Origin of the sequence: Nonomuraea recticatena (assembly GCF_039533245.1) — a bacterium.
Taxonomy (GTDB): Bacteria; Actinomycetota; Actinomycetes; order Streptosporangiales; family Streptosporangiaceae; genus Nonomuraea; species Nonomuraea roseola.
Window position 1 is genome coordinate 373,188 of sequence record NZ_BAAATE010000001.1, and the last position, 20,059, is coordinate 393,246.

General features: G+C 70.1%; 18 protein-coding genes. 11 read left to right on the forward strand and 7 right to left on the reverse strand.

Features of this window, described 5'->3' with window-relative positions:
• The first annotated feature begins 40 nt into the window (after positions 1-40).
• The gene (locus ABFX50_RS01720) at positions 41-346 is read left to right on the forward strand and encodes a hypothetical protein (RefSeq protein ID WP_183650389.1); all 306 of its coding nucleotides are present in this window, start codon (positions 41-43) and stop codon (positions 344-346) included.
• Positions 343-1,488, forward strand: coding sequence for a WXG100 family type VII secretion target (locus ABFX50_RS01725; protein WP_346142630.1), 1,146 nt, complete (start codon positions 343-345; stop codon positions 1,486-1,488). Before ABFX50_RS01720 ends, ABFX50_RS01725 begins: the two co-directional genes overlap by 4 nt.
• Here the strand turns inward: ABFX50_RS01725 and ABFX50_RS01730 are convergent.
• The 5 genes from ABFX50_RS01730 to ABFX50_RS01750 form a co-directional block, all read right to left on the reverse strand.
• Entirely contained in the window at positions 1,485-2,444 is a 960-nt protein-coding gene (locus ABFX50_RS01730) for a hypothetical protein (RefSeq protein WP_346142632.1), read from the reverse strand. The two genes, ABFX50_RS01725 and ABFX50_RS01730, sit on opposite strands and share 4 nt — an antisense overlap.
• Positions 2,441-2,821 (reverse strand): hypothetical protein, encoded by a 381-nt coding sequence (locus ABFX50_RS01735; RefSeq protein ID WP_346142634.1) that lies wholly within the window; start codon positions 2,819-2,821, stop codon positions 2,441-2,443. The genes ABFX50_RS01730 and ABFX50_RS01735 overlap by 4 nt, the downstream gene beginning before the upstream one ends.
• 100 nt (positions 2,822-2,921) lie before the next feature.
• Positions 2,922-5,021 (reverse strand): protein kinase domain-containing protein, encoded by a 2,100-nt coding sequence (locus tag ABFX50_RS01740; protein WP_346142636.1) that lies wholly within the window; start codon positions 5,019-5,021, stop codon positions 2,922-2,924.
• Between the two features lie 108 nt (positions 5,022-5,129).
• The gene (gene mycP, locus ABFX50_RS01745) at positions 5,130-6,269 is read right to left on the reverse strand and encodes a type VII secretion-associated serine protease mycosin (protein WP_346142638.1); all 1,140 of its coding nucleotides are present in this window, start codon (positions 6,267-6,269) and stop codon (positions 5,130-5,132) included.
• Between the two features lie 130 nt (positions 6,270-6,399).
• Positions 6,400-6,672, reverse strand: a complete 273-nt coding sequence (locus ABFX50_RS01750) for a WXG100 family type VII secretion target (protein ID WP_183650405.1) — start codon at positions 6,670-6,672, stop codon at positions 6,400-6,402.
• Positions 6,673-6,793: 121 nt separating this feature from the next.
• On the opposite strand from ABFX50_RS01750, the gene ABFX50_RS01755 reads away from it, so the two are divergent.
• The 4 genes from ABFX50_RS01755 to ABFX50_RS01770 all read left to right on the forward strand — a co-directional run bounded on the left by ABFX50_RS01755 (position 6,794) and on the right by ABFX50_RS01770 (position 11,868).
• Positions 6,794-7,513 (forward strand): SDR family NAD(P)-dependent oxidoreductase, encoded by a 720-nt coding sequence (locus ABFX50_RS01755; protein ID WP_346142640.1) that lies wholly within the window; start codon positions 6,794-6,796, stop codon positions 7,511-7,513.
• A 48-nt stretch (positions 7,514-7,561) separates the two neighbouring features.
• Entirely contained in the window at positions 7,562-9,307 is a 1,746-nt protein-coding gene (locus ABFX50_RS01760) for an acetyl/propionyl/methylcrotonyl-CoA carboxylase subunit alpha (protein WP_346142642.1), read from the forward strand.
• A gap of 72 nt (positions 9,308-9,379) precedes the next feature.
• On the forward strand, positions 9,380-10,738 hold the full coding sequence (locus ABFX50_RS01765) for a hypothetical protein (protein WP_346142644.1): 1,359 nt from the start codon (positions 9,380-9,382) through the stop codon (positions 10,736-10,738).
• A gap of 158 nt (positions 10,739-10,896) precedes the next feature.
• A complete protein-coding gene (locus ABFX50_RS01770) occupies positions 10,897-11,868 on the forward strand; it encodes a pentapeptide repeat-containing protein (RefSeq protein WP_346142646.1) in 972 nt (323 codons plus the stop codon).
• Positions 11,869-11,876: 8 nt separating this feature from the next.
• Here ABFX50_RS01770 and ABFX50_RS01775 read toward each other — a convergent pair whose 3' ends face one another.
• Positions 11,877-13,271 (reverse strand): NAD(P)H-quinone dehydrogenase, encoded by a 1,395-nt coding sequence (locus ABFX50_RS01775; protein ID WP_183650417.1) that lies wholly within the window; start codon positions 13,269-13,271, stop codon positions 11,877-11,879.
• Positions 13,272-13,402: 131 nt separating this feature from the next.
• Between ABFX50_RS01775 and ABFX50_RS01780 the strand changes: the two genes are divergently transcribed.
• Entirely contained in the window at positions 13,403-13,894 is a 492-nt protein-coding gene (locus tag ABFX50_RS01780) for a gamma-glutamylcyclotransferase family protein (RefSeq protein WP_183650420.1), read from the forward strand.
• A gap of 63 nt (positions 13,895-13,957) precedes the next feature.
• Here the strand turns inward: ABFX50_RS01780 and ABFX50_RS01785 are convergent, their stop codons facing one another.
• A complete protein-coding gene (locus tag ABFX50_RS01785) occupies positions 13,958-15,250 on the reverse strand; it encodes an MFS transporter (protein WP_312895645.1) in 1,293 nt (430 codons plus the stop codon).
• Between the two features lie 111 nt (positions 15,251-15,361).
• Here ABFX50_RS01785 and ABFX50_RS01790 point away from each other — a divergent pair, with 111 nt between their 5' ends.
• The 4 genes from ABFX50_RS01790 to ABFX50_RS01805 are packed head-to-tail and all read left to right on the forward strand — an operon-like array spanning position 15,362 to position 20,058.
• Positions 15,362-16,321: an Lrp/AsnC family transcriptional regulator gene (locus tag ABFX50_RS01790; RefSeq protein ID WP_346142649.1), complete on the forward strand. Its 960-nt coding sequence runs from the start codon at positions 15,362-15,364 to the stop codon at positions 16,319-16,321.
• Positions 16,318-17,622, forward strand: a complete 1,305-nt coding sequence (locus ABFX50_RS01795; RefSeq protein WP_346126169.1) for a M20/M25/M40 family metallo-hydrolase — start codon at positions 16,318-16,320, stop codon at positions 17,620-17,622. Before ABFX50_RS01790 ends, ABFX50_RS01795 begins: the two co-directional genes overlap by 4 nt.
• A gap of 1 nt (position 17,623) precedes the next feature.
• On the forward strand, positions 17,624-18,418 hold the full coding sequence (locus tag ABFX50_RS01800) for a purine-nucleoside phosphorylase (protein WP_183650431.1): 795 nt from the start codon (positions 17,624-17,626) through the stop codon (positions 18,416-18,418).
• Positions 18,419-18,438: 20 nt separating this feature from the next.
• Positions 18,439-20,058 carry a phospho-sugar mutase gene (locus ABFX50_RS01805; protein WP_346143034.1) on the forward strand — a complete coding sequence of 540 codons (1,620 nt, stop codon included), beginning with the start codon at positions 18,439-18,441 and terminating at the stop codon, positions 20,056-20,058.
• The last annotated feature ends 1 nt before the right edge of the window (position 20,059 follow it).

The window sequence follows — 20,059 nt, forward strand, 5'->3', positions numbered from 1 at the left end:
TCGATCTTGTCCGTTTGAGCATCTCCGGGAGGCGTGGCCGGTGGCTGGTCTTGATGTCCACTTCCAAGCACTGGACGAGTGCGCGAGGGCGGCGAAGAACGCGAGCAAGGCGCTCGTGCCCGGCGACATGATGTCGCCCAGGAAGCTGCCACCGCTGCCGGGCAAACTGACCGACTCCACCGTCTTCGGCAGGCTCGACAACTCCCAGAGCCTGGCGATCGACATCGACAAGATCTGGCGTGATGTCCTCGGGACGGATCTCGGGCTGGCCAGAAGCAAACTGGGAGGCGTCGAGCGAGCGCTCGACAAGGTCGAGACGAACATCCGCGCGGCGGACAAGCCATGAGCGGCGCGACGCCGGGCGTCGACAAGCTGGACGCGCTCATCCACAAGGTGAACTGTGATCCGGCGGCCATCCGCACGATGGCCCAACAGTGGCGTGCGATCGCGAGCGAGGTCCTCGATGAGACGGGCAAGCTCGGCAAGGCCGTCACCGAGGTGGACAGGACCTGGCACGGCGACTCGGCCAACTCCTTCCAGAGCTACATGCAGAACTACGGCAAGGCGGGTGACGGCCTGCACGACGCGTTGGCGGGCTGCGCGAACGCGGTGGAGACGCTGGCGGGGACCCTGGAAACCGCCGAAGGCAAGGTCAGGTGGATCCGCGAGGACCTCATCACGCGGGCGGGACGGTATCGGGATGAGTGGGCCAAGCTGAACCCCGACGACCCGCAAGGAGTCAACAAGGGACTGGAGGAGATGGGCAAGAAGGCCGTCTCCGACGCCGAGGGCTGGGTCTCCAAGGCGAACACCGCTCTCAGCGAGGCCAAGACGGCCCTGACAGACGCGCTGAAGCTGAGGACGGTCACATACGAGAGCATCGGAGATCCTCTCCTGCGTGATTTCGTTCCCACCGACAACCGCACCACGTTGCAGTGGCGGCCCACGGATCTCAGCAGGTCCACCGAGCTGGCCGGGGCGAATCCGGCCGGCGGTGGCGGCGGTGGAGGAGCGGGGTACGGCGCAAGCGGAGGGTACGGCGGAGGCGGAGGCGTCTCCTCAGCGGGTGACGTGCCCGCCCCCCGCGCCCAGGTGGTCGAGTGGATCAAGGAAGCGCTGAAGGTCATCAGATCGCCGGAGATGGCCGGGATCATGCGCTCGCGCGGCATCGACGTGAGCGACCTCGACCCCAACGATCCCAAGGACATCGAGCGGATCTGGACGATCATCCATCACGAGTCAGGCGGCAACCCCAGCGCGATCAACAACTGGGACATCAACGCCAAGAACGGCGTGCCGTCACAGGGGCTCATGCAGACGATCCCGCCCACCTTCAACACCCACGCCCTGCCGGGGCACAAGCAGATCCTCGAGCCGGTCGACAACATCATCGCCGGCGTGCTCTACACCTACAAGAGATACGGTGACCTGGCCCATCACCCCGGCATCGCCTCCCTGGAGCGCGGCGGCGGATACCGGCCCTACTAGCGGCCAGGCAGCCATCCAGGCGGGAAGATCAGCGCCCGCAGGCCGTGTCCCTCGAGCTTTCCCTCCCACTCCTCGGGAGTGGTGGCGATCTGGCCGTCGACGCCGTCGGACAGGTTGTAGGCGGGCGTGTAGCCGAGCCCCGAACCCGCCAGTCGGGCGAACAGCTCCGTGACACGGCTGGACGGCAGGTTCCGCATCGGGAACTTGGCGGCATCGTAGCCCAGGACGTAACCGGTGTTGCCGGTCCAGATCCGCAGGAACTCGGCGGCGTTCTCCTTCGCCGGGCCGACCGGCTGACCGTGGGAGAGGTTGACCATGGCCTTGATGCCGACGGAGCCGCTCGCGTAGGCGACGCCGTCCACCGTCGCGTAGACGAGCGTGGTTAGTGCGTAGGCGGGAAACCCCGCGCTGAAGATCCTGGTCGCGTTCGCCCCGAAGAGGGCCTTGAGCAGCCGCGCCGTTTTGATCAGTTTGACGATCCTGACCGTGGCCACGACGTACAACCACGTCGTCATCGGCTGGAACATGACCATCCACACCAGCTGCAGCAGCTCGTTCTCGACCTCGGCGAAGCGGCGGCGCACGTCGTCGACGAGCTTGGCGTAGGCCGTGCACACGCAGGCGACGACCCGCAGGTCGGCCACGAAGGCGGCGGGCAGCGGCCTGATGTTGGTGTTGTAGACGGTGGCGAAGGAGTCGATCCCCGCTCCGGCGTTGTTCTTGACGACCGAGGCGTAGGCCTGGTCGGCACGGTGGGCGAGCCCGTTCCTAGGGTCCTCTCCGCCGTCGAGCGCGTCGGCGAGCTTGTTGAGGGACCGCGCGGCGCTGCGCAGCTTCTCCGGCGAGATCTCGGGGGCGACCACCCCCGCCCACACGCGCAGACCCACCAGCGTGCCGGCCGTGCCTGCCATGAACGCCATCATCAGCCGGTTGACGGGGAGGGCGGCGGCGATCACGGCAGGGGGCCCTTCGGCGTGAGGTCCTCGAGATCCTTCGGCCCGTAGACGGGAATGTCCTTGATCGTCAGATCGTCGGCGCTGGCCCAGTCGGCCACCGCCACGTTGTCCCGCATGGTGGTCAGCTTCTCGCCGACGTCATCGTAGGCCTCCCCGAACTGGCCGAGCAGCCCGAGCGTCTCGGCCTGCTTGGGCCGGTACCACGCTACGAACTGCTTGTCCGTCTCCTCCCCGATCGGCCAGTGCCCGAGCTCTTCCAGTTCCCTGACCGCCTGCGCCACCGCGGCGCGGAGGTCGGCGCCGATGTCCCTGAAGGCCGCGGCGGCGACGGTGTGGAGGTGGGCTAAGTCGAGGTCCAAAGATGGCTGTTCGCGCACAGAGTCTCCTGCGAAATGAATCGGGCGGATCACGCCTTTCGGTCATGATCCGCCCGATTCATTTCACCGAAGTTATCTGTGGTTACTTCCGCGTATCAGGTCATCCGCAGTTGTCAAAGCCAGAGCTGGTGCTGCCCTGAGCCGTGCTGCCGGAGAACTTCACGCAGCTGCCCTTCCCGTACGCCTTGGCGACCGCGTAGTACTTGTAGTCGCCGCTGTCGGTGGTAGCACCCTTGCCCTGAACTTCGAGGGTCGCGCTGACACGGGTCAACTGGCCGATGTTGGCGGTCTTCATCGTGACCACGCAGTTGTAGCCGGTGCTGTTGTTGTACAGCTGGTAGGTCGTGCCACCGGCGAAGGCCTGCTGACGCTGCACGTAGAACCCGCCACCGCACGCCTGGGCCGGCGTGTAGGGGTTGGTCTTCTCAGCGGGCGGCTCCGAAGGCTTCGTCGGAGTCGGAACCGCGGTCCGCGTCGGCGTCGGCGTCGGCTTGGGCTTGGGCTCGGCGGGCTTGGTCGGCTGCGGCTCCACACTCTTGGTCGGCTTGGGGTCGGCCGGCTTCGTCGTCGAGGGCGCCACGGTGGGCTGTTCAGGCTTGGGAGTCGGCGTGGGAGTCGGGGTCGGGGTCGGGGTGGGCTCCGGCTCCGGAGTCGGCTTCTTCTCCGGCTCCTCAGTGGGCTTCTTCTCCGGCTCCTGAGTCGGCTTCTTCTCCGGCGGAGATTCGGGCTCGCCCTCCCTCGTCTTACTGGGCTTCGCCTCCGGCTTGGGCGTCGGCTCGGCCGTCACCGTGACGGTGGGTGCCGACGAGGGGACCGGCGCGACCGTCGTGGGCGGCACGGCGATGTTCTGGGTCGGCACCGGCACCGGCGAAGGGACCGAAGTCAGTTCGGGCTGGGGCAGCAGGCTGTTCGGGTCGTCGGTCGGCAGCTCGAACGGCATGACGTCGGTCGACTCAGGTCCTGGCGTCTTGGCCCATGGGACCGTCACCTTGGCCTGGCCCTGCTGTGTGCCCGGGGGCTGCGGCTGTGAGACACCGCTGCCCGTGTCAGTGGCCGGCACGTCGCCCTTGGGGCTCGGCACGGACTCGGCGAGCTGCTTGCCCTCGGCCGCGACCGTGTTCAGGGTCGTGCTCGCATAGCGGTTGGCGCCCCACAGGCCGAGCGCGGAGATCAGCACGACCGCCGCCAGCGCGGCGACCAGGCCGATGGGGAACGGCCTGCGGGCAGGCGGCGGTCCCTGCGCGGGTACCGAGACGATCGGGTGAGGGCCGTGCGACGGCTCCTGCGGAGCCTCGGCCGGCGGCGGGCCCCATGCCGGGGCCGCGGCCTGCACGGGCGCCGTCTCGACGGGATCGGGCTCGGGGGTCCGGTACATCGGCAGCCTGAGCGTGCCCTCCAACGGCGGCGAAGGGTCAGGAACGATCACCGCGGGCGTGCCGGCGACCAGCTTGTCGGAGTTCTTGTCGCCAAGGAGCTGCAGCAACGCGGTATAGGTGGTCGGCCGCGTCGCCACCTCCTTCGACAGCGCCGCCACCACGACCCTGCGCAGAGGCTGAGGCAGCGGGCCGACATCGGGCTTCTCGTTGAGTACGGCCTGCGCCTCGTGCTCGAAGGGAGCGCGTCCCGTGGCGGCGTACACCACGGTCGCCGCCCACGAGAAGACGTCCGAGGGCGGGCCGTACCGCAGTTCCTTCAGCTGCTCGGGCGAGCGGTAGCCGAGCTCGCCCGCGGGCTCGCCGATCGCCGCGTCGGTCACCCTCGGGCCGTCCGGCCCGAGGATCACGTTGTGCGGGGTGAGGGCCCTGTGGGTCACGCCCGCCAGGTGCGCGGAGGTCAGCGCGGTGAGCACACCGACTGCCACCCGCTCCAGCGCGTCACCGCTGAGCGGGCCTTCAGCCTCGACGGTCTGGGCCAGGCTGCGGCCCTCGACGTGCTCGCGCACCACGTAAGGCCGGCCGTCCACGACGCCCACGTCGTACACGCGGGCCACATAGGAACTGGAGACGCGCTTGACGCTGCGCAGCCGGTCCAGGGTCTCGCTGTCATCCGCGGACTCGCCCGTCAGCGGCTTGATGACACGCAGTTCTCCGTCATCGGAGTCGCGCCCCAGGTACACCACGCCGCGCGGGCCCTCGCCCAGGCGTCCAACGATGGCGTAGTCATCAAAGCGCTCAGGGTCTCCTGGCGACACGGCGTCCATGACCCACCTTTCAACGACAAATGATGATCAGAGCACATTGAACCAAATCCGCCCCATGCGTCACGAGAGTTTCGGGACAGATCCTTACAGTTCACCGTCAAGTCGTAATCAATTAGGGCGTCCGGGGCGCCATCCCCTGCGCCTGCCCAGCGGCACGACCAGCCGCGCGGCCAGGATCACGCCCGCGAGCACCAGCGCGCAGGACGCCACCATCCCCGCCACGGTGATCGCCCGCCAGTCGACGGCCGGCGTCTTGGCGATGGCGCTCTCCGGCAGCGGGGGCGGTAGCGGAGGAGCCAGCTCCACCTGCTGGGACGGCAGCACCGCGGTGACCGCGAGCAACGGGTTGACGACGCCCGCACCCGTGCCGTTGCCGAGCGCGCCGTCGGCGGTCACCTCGACGCGCCGCCTTACCTGCTCCTGGTTGAGCTTGGGATAGCGAGAGCGAACCAGCGCGACCACCCCCGCCACGTACGGCGCGGCGAAGCTCGTCCCTCTCAGCTCGTCCATGAACAGCCCACCCGGCCACGTGCTGGTGATCTCCTGGCCCGGCGCCATGACGGCCACGTTGGACTTGGTGTTGGAGAACTCCGAGCGCTGGCCCTCGGGTCCCACCGAGCCCACCGAGAGCACACCCTCGTAGGCGGCGGGGAACTCCTTCTTCTCCTTGTCGCTGGGAGCGGAGTTGCCCGCGGCCGCGACGATCACGATGTCCTTGGACAGGGCGTAGTTGACGGCCGCCCTCAGATCGGGCTGGTCGGTGGTCTGGGTGGAGATATTGATCACGTCGACATTCATGTCGGCCGCTGCGGTGATGGCCTTCACGAGGATGGCGACGTCGCCCGTCGACTTGTTCGTCTGCTTGAGTGACACGAGCGTGACGGCGGGGGCGACGCCGTGGAAGGGAAAGTCGCTGCGGTACCTGCCCGCGATGATGCCCGCCACAGCGGTGCCGTGGCCCACGCAGTCGCCGTTGCCCGTGAAGCTGTAGTCGATCTCCTTGCGGAGCGGGATCAGCGGATGCTTCGAGTCGACACCGCTGTCGATCACCGCCACGGTGACGCCTTCGCCCCTGGTGAGCGGCCACACCCTCCGCGCGTCCATGCGGGTCTGGGCCCACGGTGTGGAGATCTCCGTCAGGCCCGGTTCGGGCTCGGGATCGCATCTGGCGGGGGCGGCTTCGGCGGCGAGCGGCACGAGCGTGATTGTCATCGCCAAGTTGACGGCGACAAAGACCCTTCCGATCATGGCGCCAGAGCCTAGCTTGTCCCGATATCAGACCAAAGTCCGTTCCCTCGAAGCTCGCCCGGCGTCAGCATGGTCCGGAAGTTCCCGGCCCGGCGCCCATTGAGGGAGCCGGGCCGGACGAAGGAGGGTGTCAGCGGGTGGCCGACTCGATGTTGCCGCGATAGGTGTTGATCACCCGGGCCGCTTCCTGCAGCTCCTCCGACATCCGCTGGAAGGCGGCCCTGTAGCTCTGCCACGCGCCGCCGAACCTGTCGGCCCCAGGCCCCGTCCACGCGGTGCCGACCTTGGCCGCCTCGCGGTCCAGCGCCGCCATGGTGCTGCGCACCGCCTCGGCCTGCTGGGTGAACTGGGTGGCCATCTGCTGCATCTCCGCAGGGTTGCCACCGAGCAAGTTGTGCGTCATGCGCTCCTCCAGATTCGACCGACGGGCGCCCTCACGATAGGCAGGCAACCCCGGCATCGCCCCGGGTTATGCCGAGCGGCTATGGTCGCCCAGAGGATTGTTCGGATAAAGGGGGACAACCATGCGCGAGGTTGTGGTCACCGGCGGAGGAACCGGCATCGGCTTCGCCATCGCCGCCGCGTTCGCCGGGAAGGGCGACAAGGTCACCATCACCGGCCGGCGCGAGCAGGTCCTGAGAGAGGCCGCCGACAAGCTGGGCGCGTCGTACGCCGTCTTCGACGCCGCCAGCCCCGTCGCCGTGCAGGAGGCGCTCGCCCACCTGCCCGCGACGGTCGACGTGCTGGTCAACAACGCGGGCGGCAACACCAACCTCGACCGGCAGAAGATCGAGAACGACCTGAAGGACCTGGCCGAGGCCTGGTGGGCGAACCTCAACGCCAACCTGATGTCGGCGGTCCTGGTCACCACCGCGCTGCTCCCCCGCCTGTCCAAGGGCGGCAGGATCGTCTCCATCGGCTCCATCGCCGCCCGCGGCACCGGTTCCGGCTCGTACGGCGCGGCCAAGGCCGCCATGGAGTCGTGGACCGCCGACCTGGCGGCCGAGCTCGGCTCCAAGGCGACCGCCAACGTCGTCGCGCCGGGCCTCGTCGTCGACACCGAGTTCTTCCGCGGGCGCCTCACGCCCGAGGGTGTCAGGCACCGCGTCGAGAGCACCCGCAACGGCCGCGCGGGCACACCGGACGACATCGCCGAAACCGTCCTGTTTCTGGCCTCCCCGGGTGCGGGCCATCTCACGGGGCAGGTCCTCCACGTGAACGGCGGCGCCTACCTCGGCAGGTAGCCGCCCCTAGACTCCTTTGCAGACCTGGTCGAGAAGGGAAAGACGTCGGTGCGGAAAGTTCTGATCGCCAATCGTGGCGAGATCGCCGTGCGGATCGCCAGGGCGTGCGAGGACGCCGGGCTCGCCAGCGTCGCCGTCTACGCCGAGCAGGACCTCGACGCGCTCCACGTCAGGGTCGCAGGCGAGGCTCACGCGCTCGGCGGCCGGTCGCCGGCCGAGACCTACCTCGACATCGCCAAGCTGCTGCGCATCGCCGCCGAGACGGGGGCGGACGCCGTCCACCCCGGTTACGGCTTCCTCGCCGAGAACGCCGGCTTCGCGCAGGCCGTCATCGACGCGGGCCTGACCTGGATCGGGCCCCCGCCCTCCGCCATCGCCGCGCTCGGCGACAAGGTCCAGGCCAGGCACATCGCGCAGAAGGTCGGCGCGCCCCTGGTCGCCGGCACCAAGGACCCGGTCGCGGGGGTCGAGGAGGTGCTCGCGTTCGCGAGCGAGCACGGCCTGCCCATCGCGATCAAGGCCGCGTACGGCGGCGGCGGCCGCGGCATCAAAGTCGCCAGGACGCTCGAGGAGATCCCCGACCTCTACGAGTCGGCGGTGCGCGAGGCCGTCACCTCCTTCGGCCGCGGCGAGTGCTTCGTCGAGCGCTACCTCGACCGGCCCCGCCACGTCGAGACCCAGTGCCTGGCCGACACGCACGGCAACGTCGTCGTGGTCAGCACCCGCGACTGCTCCCTGCAGCGTCGCCACCAGAAGCTCGTGGAGGAGGCTCCCGCCCCCTTCCTCACCCCCGAGCAGGTCGAGACCCTCTACACCAGCTCCAAGGCCATCCTGCGCGAGGCCGGTTACGTCGGCGCGGGCACCTGCGAGTTCCTCGTCGGCCAGGACGGCACGATCTCCTTCCTCGAGGTCAACACCCGCCTGCAGGTCGAGCACCCCGTCACCGAGGAGGTCGCGGGCGTCGACCTGGTGCGCGAGATGTTCCGCGTCGCCGACGGCGAGCCGCTGGGCTACGACGATCCGCCGCTGCGCGGTCACTCCATCGAGTTCAGGATCAACGCGGAGGACGCGGGCAGGAACTTCCTTCCCGCTCCCGGCACCCTGACCGCGATGCGCGCCCCCTCGGGCCCCGGCGTACGGCTCGACTCCGGCTACGAGGCGGGGATGACCGTCCCCCAGACCTTCGACTCGCTCATCGCCAAGCTCATCGTGACGGGGCGCACCCGCACCGAGGCGCTCGAGCGCTCCCGCAGGGCGCTGGCCGAGTTCGAGATCGACGGCATGCCGACGGTCCTGCCCTTCCACAGGGCCGTGGTCGCCGACCCCGCCTTCACCTCCGAGCCGTTCTCCGTCCACACGCGGTGGATCGAGACGGAGTGGGGCGGTGGCGTGGCGCCGTACTCGGGGGCCGTCGAGAGCGCCGAGCCCGCGGCGAGGGAGAGCGTGACCGTCGAGGTCGGCGGCAAGAGGCTCGAGGTGGTGCTGCCCGCGGGGTTCGCCGCGTCGGCGCCCAGGCCCACGGCGGGCAGGCCGTCGCGCAGGAGGGCGGGCGGCGCCAAGAAGGCGGCGGCCGGAGGCGACACGCTGGTCAGCCCGATGCAGGGCACGATCGTCAAGGTCGTGGTCGCCGACGGCGACACCGTGGCCGAGGGCGACACCATCGTCGTGCTCGAGGCGATGAAGATGGAGCAGCCGCTGACGGCGCACAAGTCGGGCACCGTCACGGGGCTGGCCGCGACCGTCGGGCAGACCGTCACCTCGGGGGCGGCCATCTGCGAGATCAAGGGCGCGTAGCGGGTAGGTTCGGAGGAGAGGAACTTCGCTGACCGCTCATTCGTCCTTAAGGACGAAGGAGGCTTGCTGCCAATGACCCATCCGCTGCGCCGGACGACGGCCGCGATCGCGGCACTGATCGCCGGTCTGTTCGCCGTTTTCGCGCTCTCGCCGGCCGCGTACGCCGCGGCCCCACCCGACGCCGCCTCAGTGATCTCCACCTGGAAGGGCGGGGACCCCCTCTTCGTGCAGTCAGGTTCGCCGCTCAGCTCCGACGAGCAGTCGGGGATCCGCGACGCGCTCAAGGGTGCCGACAACAAGGTCTACGCCGTGGCACTGCCCGACAACACGGTGCAGGAGTCAGAGCTGGGCGCCTATTTCACCTCGTTGGGCAAGGCCCTTGACGCGGCCGGCCGCCCGCTCGCCACCATTGCGGTGCTCGACGGCAAGACCCTCTTCGCCTCCTCCAGCCAGGTGAAGCAGAACTACGTCACCCAGATCGCCAAGCTCTCGGTCAACGCCAACCCCGGCGACGTCGTGGCGGGCATGGAGGACTTCACCAACCGCATCGACCTCGCCGTCGCGGGCAAGCGCTCGGCGCTCAACTCCGGCAGCAGCGCGGGGAGCGAAGGCTCCGGCACCGGCGCGCTGGTCGGCCTCGGCGCCCTGGCCCTGGTCGGCGGTGGCGGTTACTTCCTCTACTCCAAGAACAAGAAGAAGAAGCTCGAGGCCAGGCGCCAGGCCGAGCTCGCCGCGGTCAAGACCACGGTGGAGGAGGACGTCACGAAGTTCGGTGAGGAGATCACCGAGCTCGACAGCGACGTCAGGCTGGCAGGCGCGGGCGGCCAGAACATCACCGAGTGGCAGACCGCCCTCGACTCCTACGAGAAGGCCAAGGCACAGCTGGCCTCCGTGCAGCAGGCCGAGCAGGTCCGCGACGTCACCACGACGCTCGAGGACGGCCGTTACGCGCTGGCCGTGGTGAAGGCCAGGGTCAACAACCAGCCCGTCCCCGAGCGGAGGGCGCCCTGCTTCTTCAACCCGCAGCACGGTCCCTCGGTCCGCGACGTGCGCTGGGCCCCTGCCGGCGGCGCGCCCCGCGAGGTGCCCGCCTGCGCGGCCGACGCCATGGCGGTGGAGGGCGGTTACGACCCGCAGACCCGCCAGGTCATGGTCAACGGCCAGTACCGTCCCTACTACGACGCCGGGCCTGCCTACCAGCCCTACGCCTACGGCTACTACGGCGGCTTCGGCGACGTCATGACCATGATGTTCGTCGGCACCATGATGGGCAGCATGCTCGGCGGCGGCTTCGGCATGGGCGGCTACGGCGCCGGCTACGCCGACGCGGGCGCCGGTGACTTCGGCGGCGACATGGGCGGCGGCGGCTGGGGCGACATGGGCGGCGGCGGTGACTTCGGCGGTGGCGACTTCGGTGGCGGTGACTGGTAGCCACCCCCGCCTCCTGTCCTGAACGGAAGGGCCCCGGTGACTTCACCGGGGCCCTTTCGTCGTCCACGGCTCCCGGGCAGCGCGACGGGCCGCCGCGTTTGTAAGCTGAGGGCAAGATCCCGTCTGGCGGACCCATGGGCCAGCGTCAAGGAGGCCCTGTGCGCCGTCTGCTCCCCCTCACGCTCATCGCCGTCCTCACGGCGCTGCCCGCGCTGGTGTCCGTGGTCGTGACCACGCCGGCCGCGCACGCCCAGGCGGGGCCCTGCAGGGCGGCCGACAGGGTGAACCTGCGCGGGGCCGACTTCACCAACGGCCGCAGGTTCCCCGCCTCGTTTCGCTGCGCCGACCTCACGGGTGCGAAGCTCGACGGCGTCGACCTCACCCAGAAGGACCTGACGGGGGCCATCCTGCGCAAGGCCTCCATGAAGCAGACCGACCTCGGGCAGGTCACCGCGAAGTACGTCGACTTCAGGCAGGCCGACCTGCGCGGAGCCGACCTCGTGCAGATGCACGGTGACTACGCCGACCTGCGTGGCGCCAACCTCATCGACGTGGGCGCGACGCAGGTGCGCTTTCCCAGGGCCAACCTGAGCGGCGCCAAGCTCACCAGGGCCTATCTCGGCCAGGCCGACCTGACGCTCGCCAAGCTCGTCGACGCCGACCTCGTGGACGCCGAGCTCGGCCAGGCCAAGGCTCGCAGGGCCGACTTCACCAGGGCGAAGCTGCACGAGGCTCAGATGATCTCGATCGAGGCGCCCAACGCCGTCTTCCGCGACGCGGACCTGCGGGAGGTGCGCTTCAGCTCCGCGGAGATGGACGGGGCCGTCCTGATCGGGGCCGACGTCCAGGACGCCGACTTCACCTTCGCCGACGACCTCGATCTGACCGGCGCCCGCGGCACGCCGAAGAACGTCCCCGACGACGCGAAGGGCCTCGCCTCGCCCTCGCCCTCACCTTCACGTGATGCGACGGCTGAGTGGCCCGCCGCCTTCGACCCTCCGTCCACGCAGTCGGGGCTTCCCACCATCTCGCTGGGGTTGCTCCTGGTGGTCGTCGGCTCGGTCGGCCTGCTGGTCACCCTCACCCTGTGGGCCGCGGCGGCCCGCCGTCCTCCGCCCTACCGCGCCTGAGCGTGGCGTCAGATGCCGATGGCGGCGGTCGGCTGCATCAGGCGGCGCGCCGCCTCGGTGATGGAGCCGGACAGCGACGGGTAGACCGCGAAGGTGTGGGCCAGCTGGTCGACGGTGAGCCGCTGCTGCACGGCGACCGACACCGCGAGGATCAGCTCGGAGGCCCTGGGAGCCACCACGACGCCACCGAGCACGATGCCGGTGTGCGGGCGGCAGAACAGCTTGATGAAGCCGTCGTTGAACCCCTGCATCTTGGCCCTGGCGTTGGTCGACAGCGGCAGCTTGACGACGTTCGCCTCGATCTCGCCTGCCTCGATCTGCTTCTGCGACACGCCGACGGAGGCGATCTCGGGGTCGGTGAAGATGTTGGAGGCGACGGTGGCGAGGCGCAGCGGCTGCACCGCCTCGCCGAGCGCGTGCCAGACCGCGATGCGGCCCTGCATCGCGGCGACGGAGGCGAGCATGAGCACGCCCGTGCAGTCGCCGGCGGCGTAGACGCCGGGGGCGGAGGTGCGCGACACCTTGTCGACCTGGACGAACCCGCCCCTGTCGAGGGTCACCCCTGCCTCCTGCAGCCCGAGGCCCGAGGTGTTGGGGACCATGCCGACCGTCATCAGCGCGTGAGAGCCCTCGGCGGTGCGCCCGTCCTCCAGGGTCACCACGACCCCGTCCGCGGTGCGCTTGACCGACGAGGCGCGCGAGCGGCCCATGACGTTCATGCCGCGCCGCCGGTAGACCTCTTCCAGCACCTCCGCCGCGTCGGCGTCCTCGTTGGGCATCATGCGGTCGCGGGAGGAGACCAGCGTGACCTCGGAGCCGAGAGAGCGGTAGGCGCCGGCGAACTCGGCCCCCGTGACACCGGAGCCCACCACGATGAGGTGCTCGGGCAGCTCGTCGAGGTCGTAGAGGTGGCGCCAGGTGAGGATGCGCTCGCCGTCGGGCTCGGCGCCCGGCAGGATGCGCGGCGTGGCGCCGGTGGCGACGATCACGACGTCGGCCCTGATCGTACGGTCACCCGCCCTGACCACCTGCGGGTCGACCAGCCGGCCACGGGCCTTGATGATCTCGACGCCCTCGGCGGCGACCCGCGCGCCGATGTCGGCGGACTGCGCCTGGGCCAGCTCCTTCACCCGCTTGTTGACCAGCGGCATGTCGACCTCGGCCGAGCCCGCGTCGCCGTCGGCCCCGCCCGAGTAGTGCACGCCCAGCGAGGGCGCGTCGAGCAGCGCCTGCTTACGGACGGAGGTCGCGATCATCGTCTTGGACGGCACGCAGTCGGTCAGGACGCACGCGCCGCCTGGGCCGTCCTCTTCGACCATCGTGACCTGCGCACCCAGTTGCGCGGCCACCAGAGCCGCCTCGTAGCCGCCTGGTCCGCCACCGATGATCACGATCCTAGTCACGTGTCCCATTGTCCCGCATATGGAGAGGCGACAACGAACCGGTCCCCGCCCATGGCGATCGGAACGACGTCGGCGCTCCCAGGCGTGGCAGGATGGCGCGGTGGTGAGCACCACTTGGCGAGGAGTGTGAAATGGGACGACTTCCTGATTCGCCGCAGAATACGGGCGGAACCAGGCTCTACGCGGCCTATGGCTCGAACATGGATCCCAAACAGATGGCCATGAGAGCCCCCCACTCCCCCGTGCGGGGCGTGGGCTGGCTGCAGGGCTGGCGCCTGACGTTCTGCGGTGAGGACGCTCGCTGGGAGGGCGCCCTGGCCTCGATCGTGGAGGACCCCGACGAGCATGTCTTCGTCGTCCTGTACGACGTGCCCGAGTGGGACGAGTCGTCTCTCGACCAGTGGGAGGGCGCCAGCCGCGGTCTCTACCACAAGGTGCGGCTGCGCGTTCACACGCTCGACGGCGACGTCCTCGCCTGGTTCTACGTGCTCGACAGCTACGAGGGCGGCCTGCCCTCCGCGCGCTATCTCGGCATCCTGGCCGACGCGGCGGAGGTGGCGGGCGCTCCCGACGACTACGTCAAGGGCCTGCGCGGCCGTCCCTGCAAGTCGCTGGGCAGCTGACGTCGCGCGCCACGGTGCGCCTGGCCGTGTCCCGGGCGCACCGCATGATCAGCCGAGCGTCGATCAGCTCAGCGGCTGGTCCTTGGTCTCCTTCAGCGCGAAGACGTAGACCAGCGTGGAGACCAGCGCCAGGGCCGACATGTACCAGGGGAAGAGCCCCGAGTTTCCCGCGTCCTTGAGCGCGGTGCCGATCAGCGGCGCGGTGCCACCGAAGATCGCGACGGTCAGCGAGTAGGGGAAGCCCGCGCCCGACGCCCGCACCCTGGTCGGGAAGAGCTCGGAGTTCACCGCCGCCGAGATCGAGGTGAAGCAGCCGAGGAAGACCATGCCGATGAGCTGGATGGTCAGCAGGCTGCCGAAGGAGTTGGACAGCGCGCCGAGCATCGGCACCGGCAGCAGCGTGAAGGCCAGGCCGAAGGCGATCAGCATGGGCCTGCGGCCGATCCTGTCCGACAGCATGCCGAGCAGCGGCTGCAGCACCATGAAGAAGAGCAGGGAGATGGTGCCGACCTGCAGCGACATGGCGGGATCGAAGCCCACGTTCTGCTGGGCGTAGGTCGGCAGGAACGTCGTCCACGTGTAGTAGGCGACGGTGCCGGCCACGGTGATGCCGACGATCATGGCGGCCTTGGTCGGGTAGCGGACCAGGAACTCGAAGAGCTTCGGCCGTTCGGCCCTGCCCTCCTGGATCTCCTGCGACACGGCCGAGGTCTCGTCGGCGCCCTTGCGGATCCACAGGCCGACGAGGCTGATCACCGCGCCGATGACGAACGGGATGCGCCAGCCGTAGGAGGACATGTCGGCCTTGGACAGCATCGTGGCCAGCAGGGCGGCCAGGCCCGAGGCGAGGAGCTGGCCGATGGTCGTGCTGACGTACTGGAAGCTCGAGAACAGGCCGCGGCGGCCTGGAGGGGCCGACTCCACCAGGAAGGTGGTGGCGGCGGCGAACTCGCCGCCGACCGACAGGCCCTGGATGAGCCTGGCGAGCGTCAGGATGATCGGGGCCAGCACGCCGGCCGCCGCGTAGGTCGGGGTGACGGCCAGCAGCAGCGAGCCCGCGCCCATGAGGATGATGGTGAAGGTCATGGCGGCCTTGCGGCCGAACCTGTCGGCGAAGGAGCCGACCAGGAGCCCGCCGAGCGGTCGCATGAAGAATCCCACCGCGAAGATCGCGAAGGCGCTCAGCACGGGGACGAGGGGGTTGTCGTTCTCGGGGAAGACCTGGCTGGAGAAGTAGACGGCCAGGAACGAGTACGCGTACCAGTCGTACCATTCGACGACGTTGCCGACGCTTGCTGCCAAAAGCTGACGGCCCCGACTCCGGGGGATGCCGAGCGGCGAGCTGGTGATGGTCACCAGGGGGCTCCTTTGCTTCGGGTGCGGTGATGGCTTACTGTGCATCCGGACGACCGAAACAGTCAAATATCTATCAACATATTTACAAATCCGACATGGGGTCAGCTCGAGGTGGATGTTCTCGACCGGCGGCTTGTCGCCGCTCTGCAGGTCAGCCCGCGCGCGTCCTGGGGCGAGATCGGCAGGGCGGTGGGTGAGCACGAGCGCACGGTCGCCAGACGGCTTCAGCGGCTGATCACCGACGGCGCGGTCCAGGTCACCGCCATCTACGACGACCTGCGCTCGGGGCACGGCCGACCCGTCCACCTGCACGTCCAGGTCAGGGCGGGCATGTCGGCCATGGTGGCCGACGCGCTGGCCTCCAGGCCCGACACCCGCTCGGTCTACTCGGTGACCGGCGCGGCCGACATCGGCGCCGAGCTGGTGGCGCCCAGCAGGGCCGCGCTGCACGAGATCCTCAACGTCGAGGTGCACGGCATCGACGGTGTCGCGGGCACGCAGACGCAGGTGGTGCTGCACACCTTCCGCACGGTGGCCGAGTGGCACGCGCCGTACCTCACCGACGAGGAGATCGAGCTGCTGCGCCCGCCGCTGCCCGACGTCGTCCTGCCCGACCAGGACGGCCTGTCGCCGCTGGAGAGCGAGGTCGCCGAGCTGCTCGTCGCCGACGGCAGGATCGGCTTCACCTCGATCGCCGAGAGGACCGGTATCTCGGTGCCCACCGCCAGGCGCAGGGTCGCCTCGCTGCTGGAGCGGCGGGTGCTGCTGCTGCGGGCCGAGGTCGAGCCCTCGCTGCTCGGCCTGGACGTCGAGGCGCAGCTGTGGCTGCGGGTGCGCCCCCACGGCCTCGACCAGGTCGGCGAGACGCTGAAGAGACACCCGGGGGTCCGCTACTGCGCGGCCACCTCGGGCACCTACACCATGCTCGTCCAGGTGGCGGTGGCTCACGAGGCCGACCTCTACCGCTTCCTGACGGAGGTCGTCGGTCCCCTGGACGACGTGACCGACGTCAACGTCACCCTCATCACCCGGGCCTACAAGCGCGGGTTCCTACGCAAGGAGCACTCATGACCCCCGCCGAACTGGAAGTCGCCGAGCTCTGCGCCGAGCTGATCCGGGTGGACAGCAGCAACTACGGCGACGGGAGCGGCCCTGGCGAGCGCGCCGCCGCCGAGGTCGTCATGGCGCGGCTGTCCGAGGTCGGCGTCGAGGCGCACTACAGCGAGAGCGCCCCAGGCAGGGGCAACGTCGTGACCAGGATCGAGGGCAGCGACCCCTCGCTGCCCGCGCTGCTGGTCCACGGCCACCTGGACGTGGTGCCCGCCAACGCGGCCGACTGGAGCGTGGACCCGTTCGCCGGTGAGATCCGCGACGGCTACATCTGGGGCCGCGGCGCGGTCGACATGAAGGACATGGACGCGATGATGCTCGCGGTCCTGCGCCAGATGGTCCGCGAGGGCAGGCGTCCTCGCAGGGACATCGTGTTCGCGTGGGTCGCCGACGAGGAGGCCGGCGGCGTCTACGGCGCCAAGTACCTCACCGCCAACCACCGTGAGCTGTTCGACGGCGTCACCGAGTCGATCAGCGAGGTCGGGGGCTACTCCCTCGAGGTCGACCCCGACCTGCGCCTCTACCTCATCGAGACCGCGCAGAAGGGCCTGTCCTGGATGCGCCTGGTCGCCGACGGCACGGCGGGCCACGGCTCGATGCTCAACTCCAGCAACGCCGTGACCGAGGTGGCCAAGGCCGTGGCCCGCCTGGGCTCCCACGAGTGGCCGCTGACGCTCACGCCCACCGTGCGGCAGTTCCTCACCGAGGTGTCGGACGCCTTCGGCCTGCCCTTCGACCCCGAGAACCCGGCCCCCGTGCTGGACAAGCTGGGCCCGCTGGTCCGCTTCGTCGGCGCGACGCTGAGCCACACCACCAACCCGACCATGCTGAGCGCCGGGTACAAGGCCAACGTCATCCCCGGACAGGCCGAGGCGGTCGTGGACGGGCGCTTCCTGCCCGGCTACGAGGACGACTTCTTCAAGACCGTCGACGAGCTGCTCGGCCCGAACGTGCGCCGCGAGTTCGTGCAGCACGACATCGCGCTGGAGACGACGTTCGACGGCGCGCTGGTCGAGTCGATGATCGCGGCGCTGAAGGCGGAGGACCCGACCGCGCGGGCGGTGCCGTACTGCATGTCGGGCGGCACCGACAACAAGACCTTCTTCGCCGACCTCGGCGTGCGCGGGTTCGGATTCGTGCCGCTGCGCCTGCCCAAGGACATGGACTTCGCCGGCATGTTCCACGGCGTGGACGAGCGGGTCCCCGTCGAGGCGCTGCAGTTCGGCGTGCGGGTCCTCGACAGGCTGCTCCTAAACTACTGAGATGACCTATGTTCAGGCCCAGGAGGCCGCCGCCGCCCTGAGGAAGGCCACCGAGCTCGACGTCTTCGACGTGGCGCTCGTGATGGGGTCGGGCTGGGTGCCCGCGGCCGACGCGATCGGCGACACGCTCGTCGAGCTTCCGGTGACGGACCTTCCGGGCTTCAACCCTCCGGCGGTGGCCGGCCACGCGGGAAGGGTCCGCGTCGTGCGCACCCCCTCGGGACGGCACGCGCTGATCTTCCTGGGCCGCACCCACCTGTACGAGGGGCTCGGCGTCGACCCCGTCGTCCACGGCGTGCGCACCGCCCTGGCGGCCGGCGTGCGCACGGTCGTGCTGACCAACGCGGCCGGCGGCCTGCGCCCCGAGACGCAGAACGTCGGCGACCCCGTGCTGATCAGCGACCACATCAACCTGACCGGCGCCAACCCGCTGACCGGCGCGACCTTCATCGACCTCACCGAGGTCTACTCCAAGCGCCTGCGCGCCCTGGCGACCCAGGTGGATCCCTCGCTGGCCGAGGGTGTCTACGTGGCCTTCCGCGGCCCGACCTACGAGACGCCCGCCGAGATCCGCATGCTGCGCACGCTCGGCGGCGACATGGTGGGCATGTCCACGGTCCTCGAGGCCATCGCGGCCCGCGCGGGCGGCGCCGAGGTGCTCGGCATCTCGCTGGTCACCAACCCCGGCGCGGGGCTGGTCGGTGAGCCGCTCAACCACGAGGAGGTCCTCGAGGTCGGCCGCGCGACCGCCACCAGGATGGGCGCCCTGCTGGCCAAGGTGGTCGACAGGCTGTGAGCAGCGAAGCGGGCGCGACCATGAACACGAGCGCGAGAGAGCTCGCGCTGGCCTGGCTGGCCCAGGACCCCGACCCCGACACCAGGGCGGAGCTCTCCGCGCTCCTCGACGACCCTGAGGCGCTCCAGGAGCGCTTCGGGGCCAAGCTGGAGTTCGGCACGGCAGGCCTGCGCGGCGAGCTCGGGGCCGGCCCCAACCGGATGAACCGCGTCACCGTCATGCGGGCGGCGGCGGGCCTGGCCACGGTGCTCGGCCCCGGCCGGCACGTGGTGATCGGCTACGACGCCAGGCACAAGTCCGACGTGTTCGCCCGCGACACCGCCGCCGTGCTCACGGGCGCGGGGCTGCGCGCCTCGATCCTGCCGGGGCCGCTGCCGACGCCGGTGCTCGCCTTCGCCGTCAGGCACCTCGGGGCCGACGCGGGCGTCACGGTGACCGCCAGCCACAACCCGCCCCGCGACAACGGCTACAAGGTCTACTGGCGCGAAGGCTCGCAGATCGTGCCCCCTGTCGACAGCCAGATATCGGCCGCGATCGACGCGGCAGGACCTGTCGACCAGCTCCCCCTCGGCTCCTTCGAGGTGCTCGGCCCCGACATCGTCTCGGCCTACCTTGAGGCCGTCACCCGGCTGCCGCTGGGCGAGGAGCGCGACCTGCGCGTCGTCTACACCCCGCTGCACGGCGTCGGGGCGACGGTCTTCGGCGCGGCCATGCGGAATGCGGGCTTCCACGCCCCCGTCATGGTCGAGGAGCAGCGCGAGCCCGATCCCGACTTCCCGACGGTGGCCTTCCCCAACCCCGAGGAGCCCGGCGCGATGGACCTCGCGCTGGCCCTGGCGGCCAAGGTGGAGGCCGACCTCGTGCTGGCCAACGACCCCGACGCCGACCGGTGCGCGGTGGGCGTCCCGCTGGGCGACGGCACCTTCAGGATGCTGACCGGCGACGAGGTCGGTGGGCTGCTCGGCGAGCACGTGATCGCCCACACCTCCGGCGACCGGCTGGTGGCCACCACGATCGTCTCCTCGTCCCTGCTCGGCCGCATCGCCCATGCGTACGGCGTGCGGCACACCGAGACCCTCACCGGCTTCAAGTGGATCATGCGGGCGGGCGAGGGCCTGATCTACGGCTACGAGGAGGCGCTCGGCTACAGCGTCGGCGGCGCGCACGGCCTGCCCGTCCACGACAAGGACGGCATCGGCGCGGCCCTCACCGTGGCGGGCATCGCGGCGACGGCCAAGCTCGTCGGCCGCACGCTCCTCGACCTCCTCGACGACCAGGCCAGGCGCTACGGACTGCACGCCACCTCGCAGCTGTCCTTCCGCGTGGCGGACCTCAGTCTGATCTCCGACGCCATGGCGAGGCTGAGGGCCGCGCCCCTCGCGACCCTGGGCGGCAGGAGCGTCGAGGCGCGCGACGACCTGGCCGTCGGAGTGGGCGGGCTGCCGCCGACCGACGGCCTGCGCTACCGCCTGGCGGGCGGCGCGCGGGTGGTGGTGCGTCCTTCAGGCACCGAGCCCAAGCTCAAGTGCTATCTGGAGGTCGTCGTCCCTGTGACGGGCGAGGTGGCGGGGGCGCGCGCCGCCGCGGCGGCCGAGCTCGAGGCTCTCAAGGCGGATCTCGGGGCGGCCCTCGGCCTCTGAC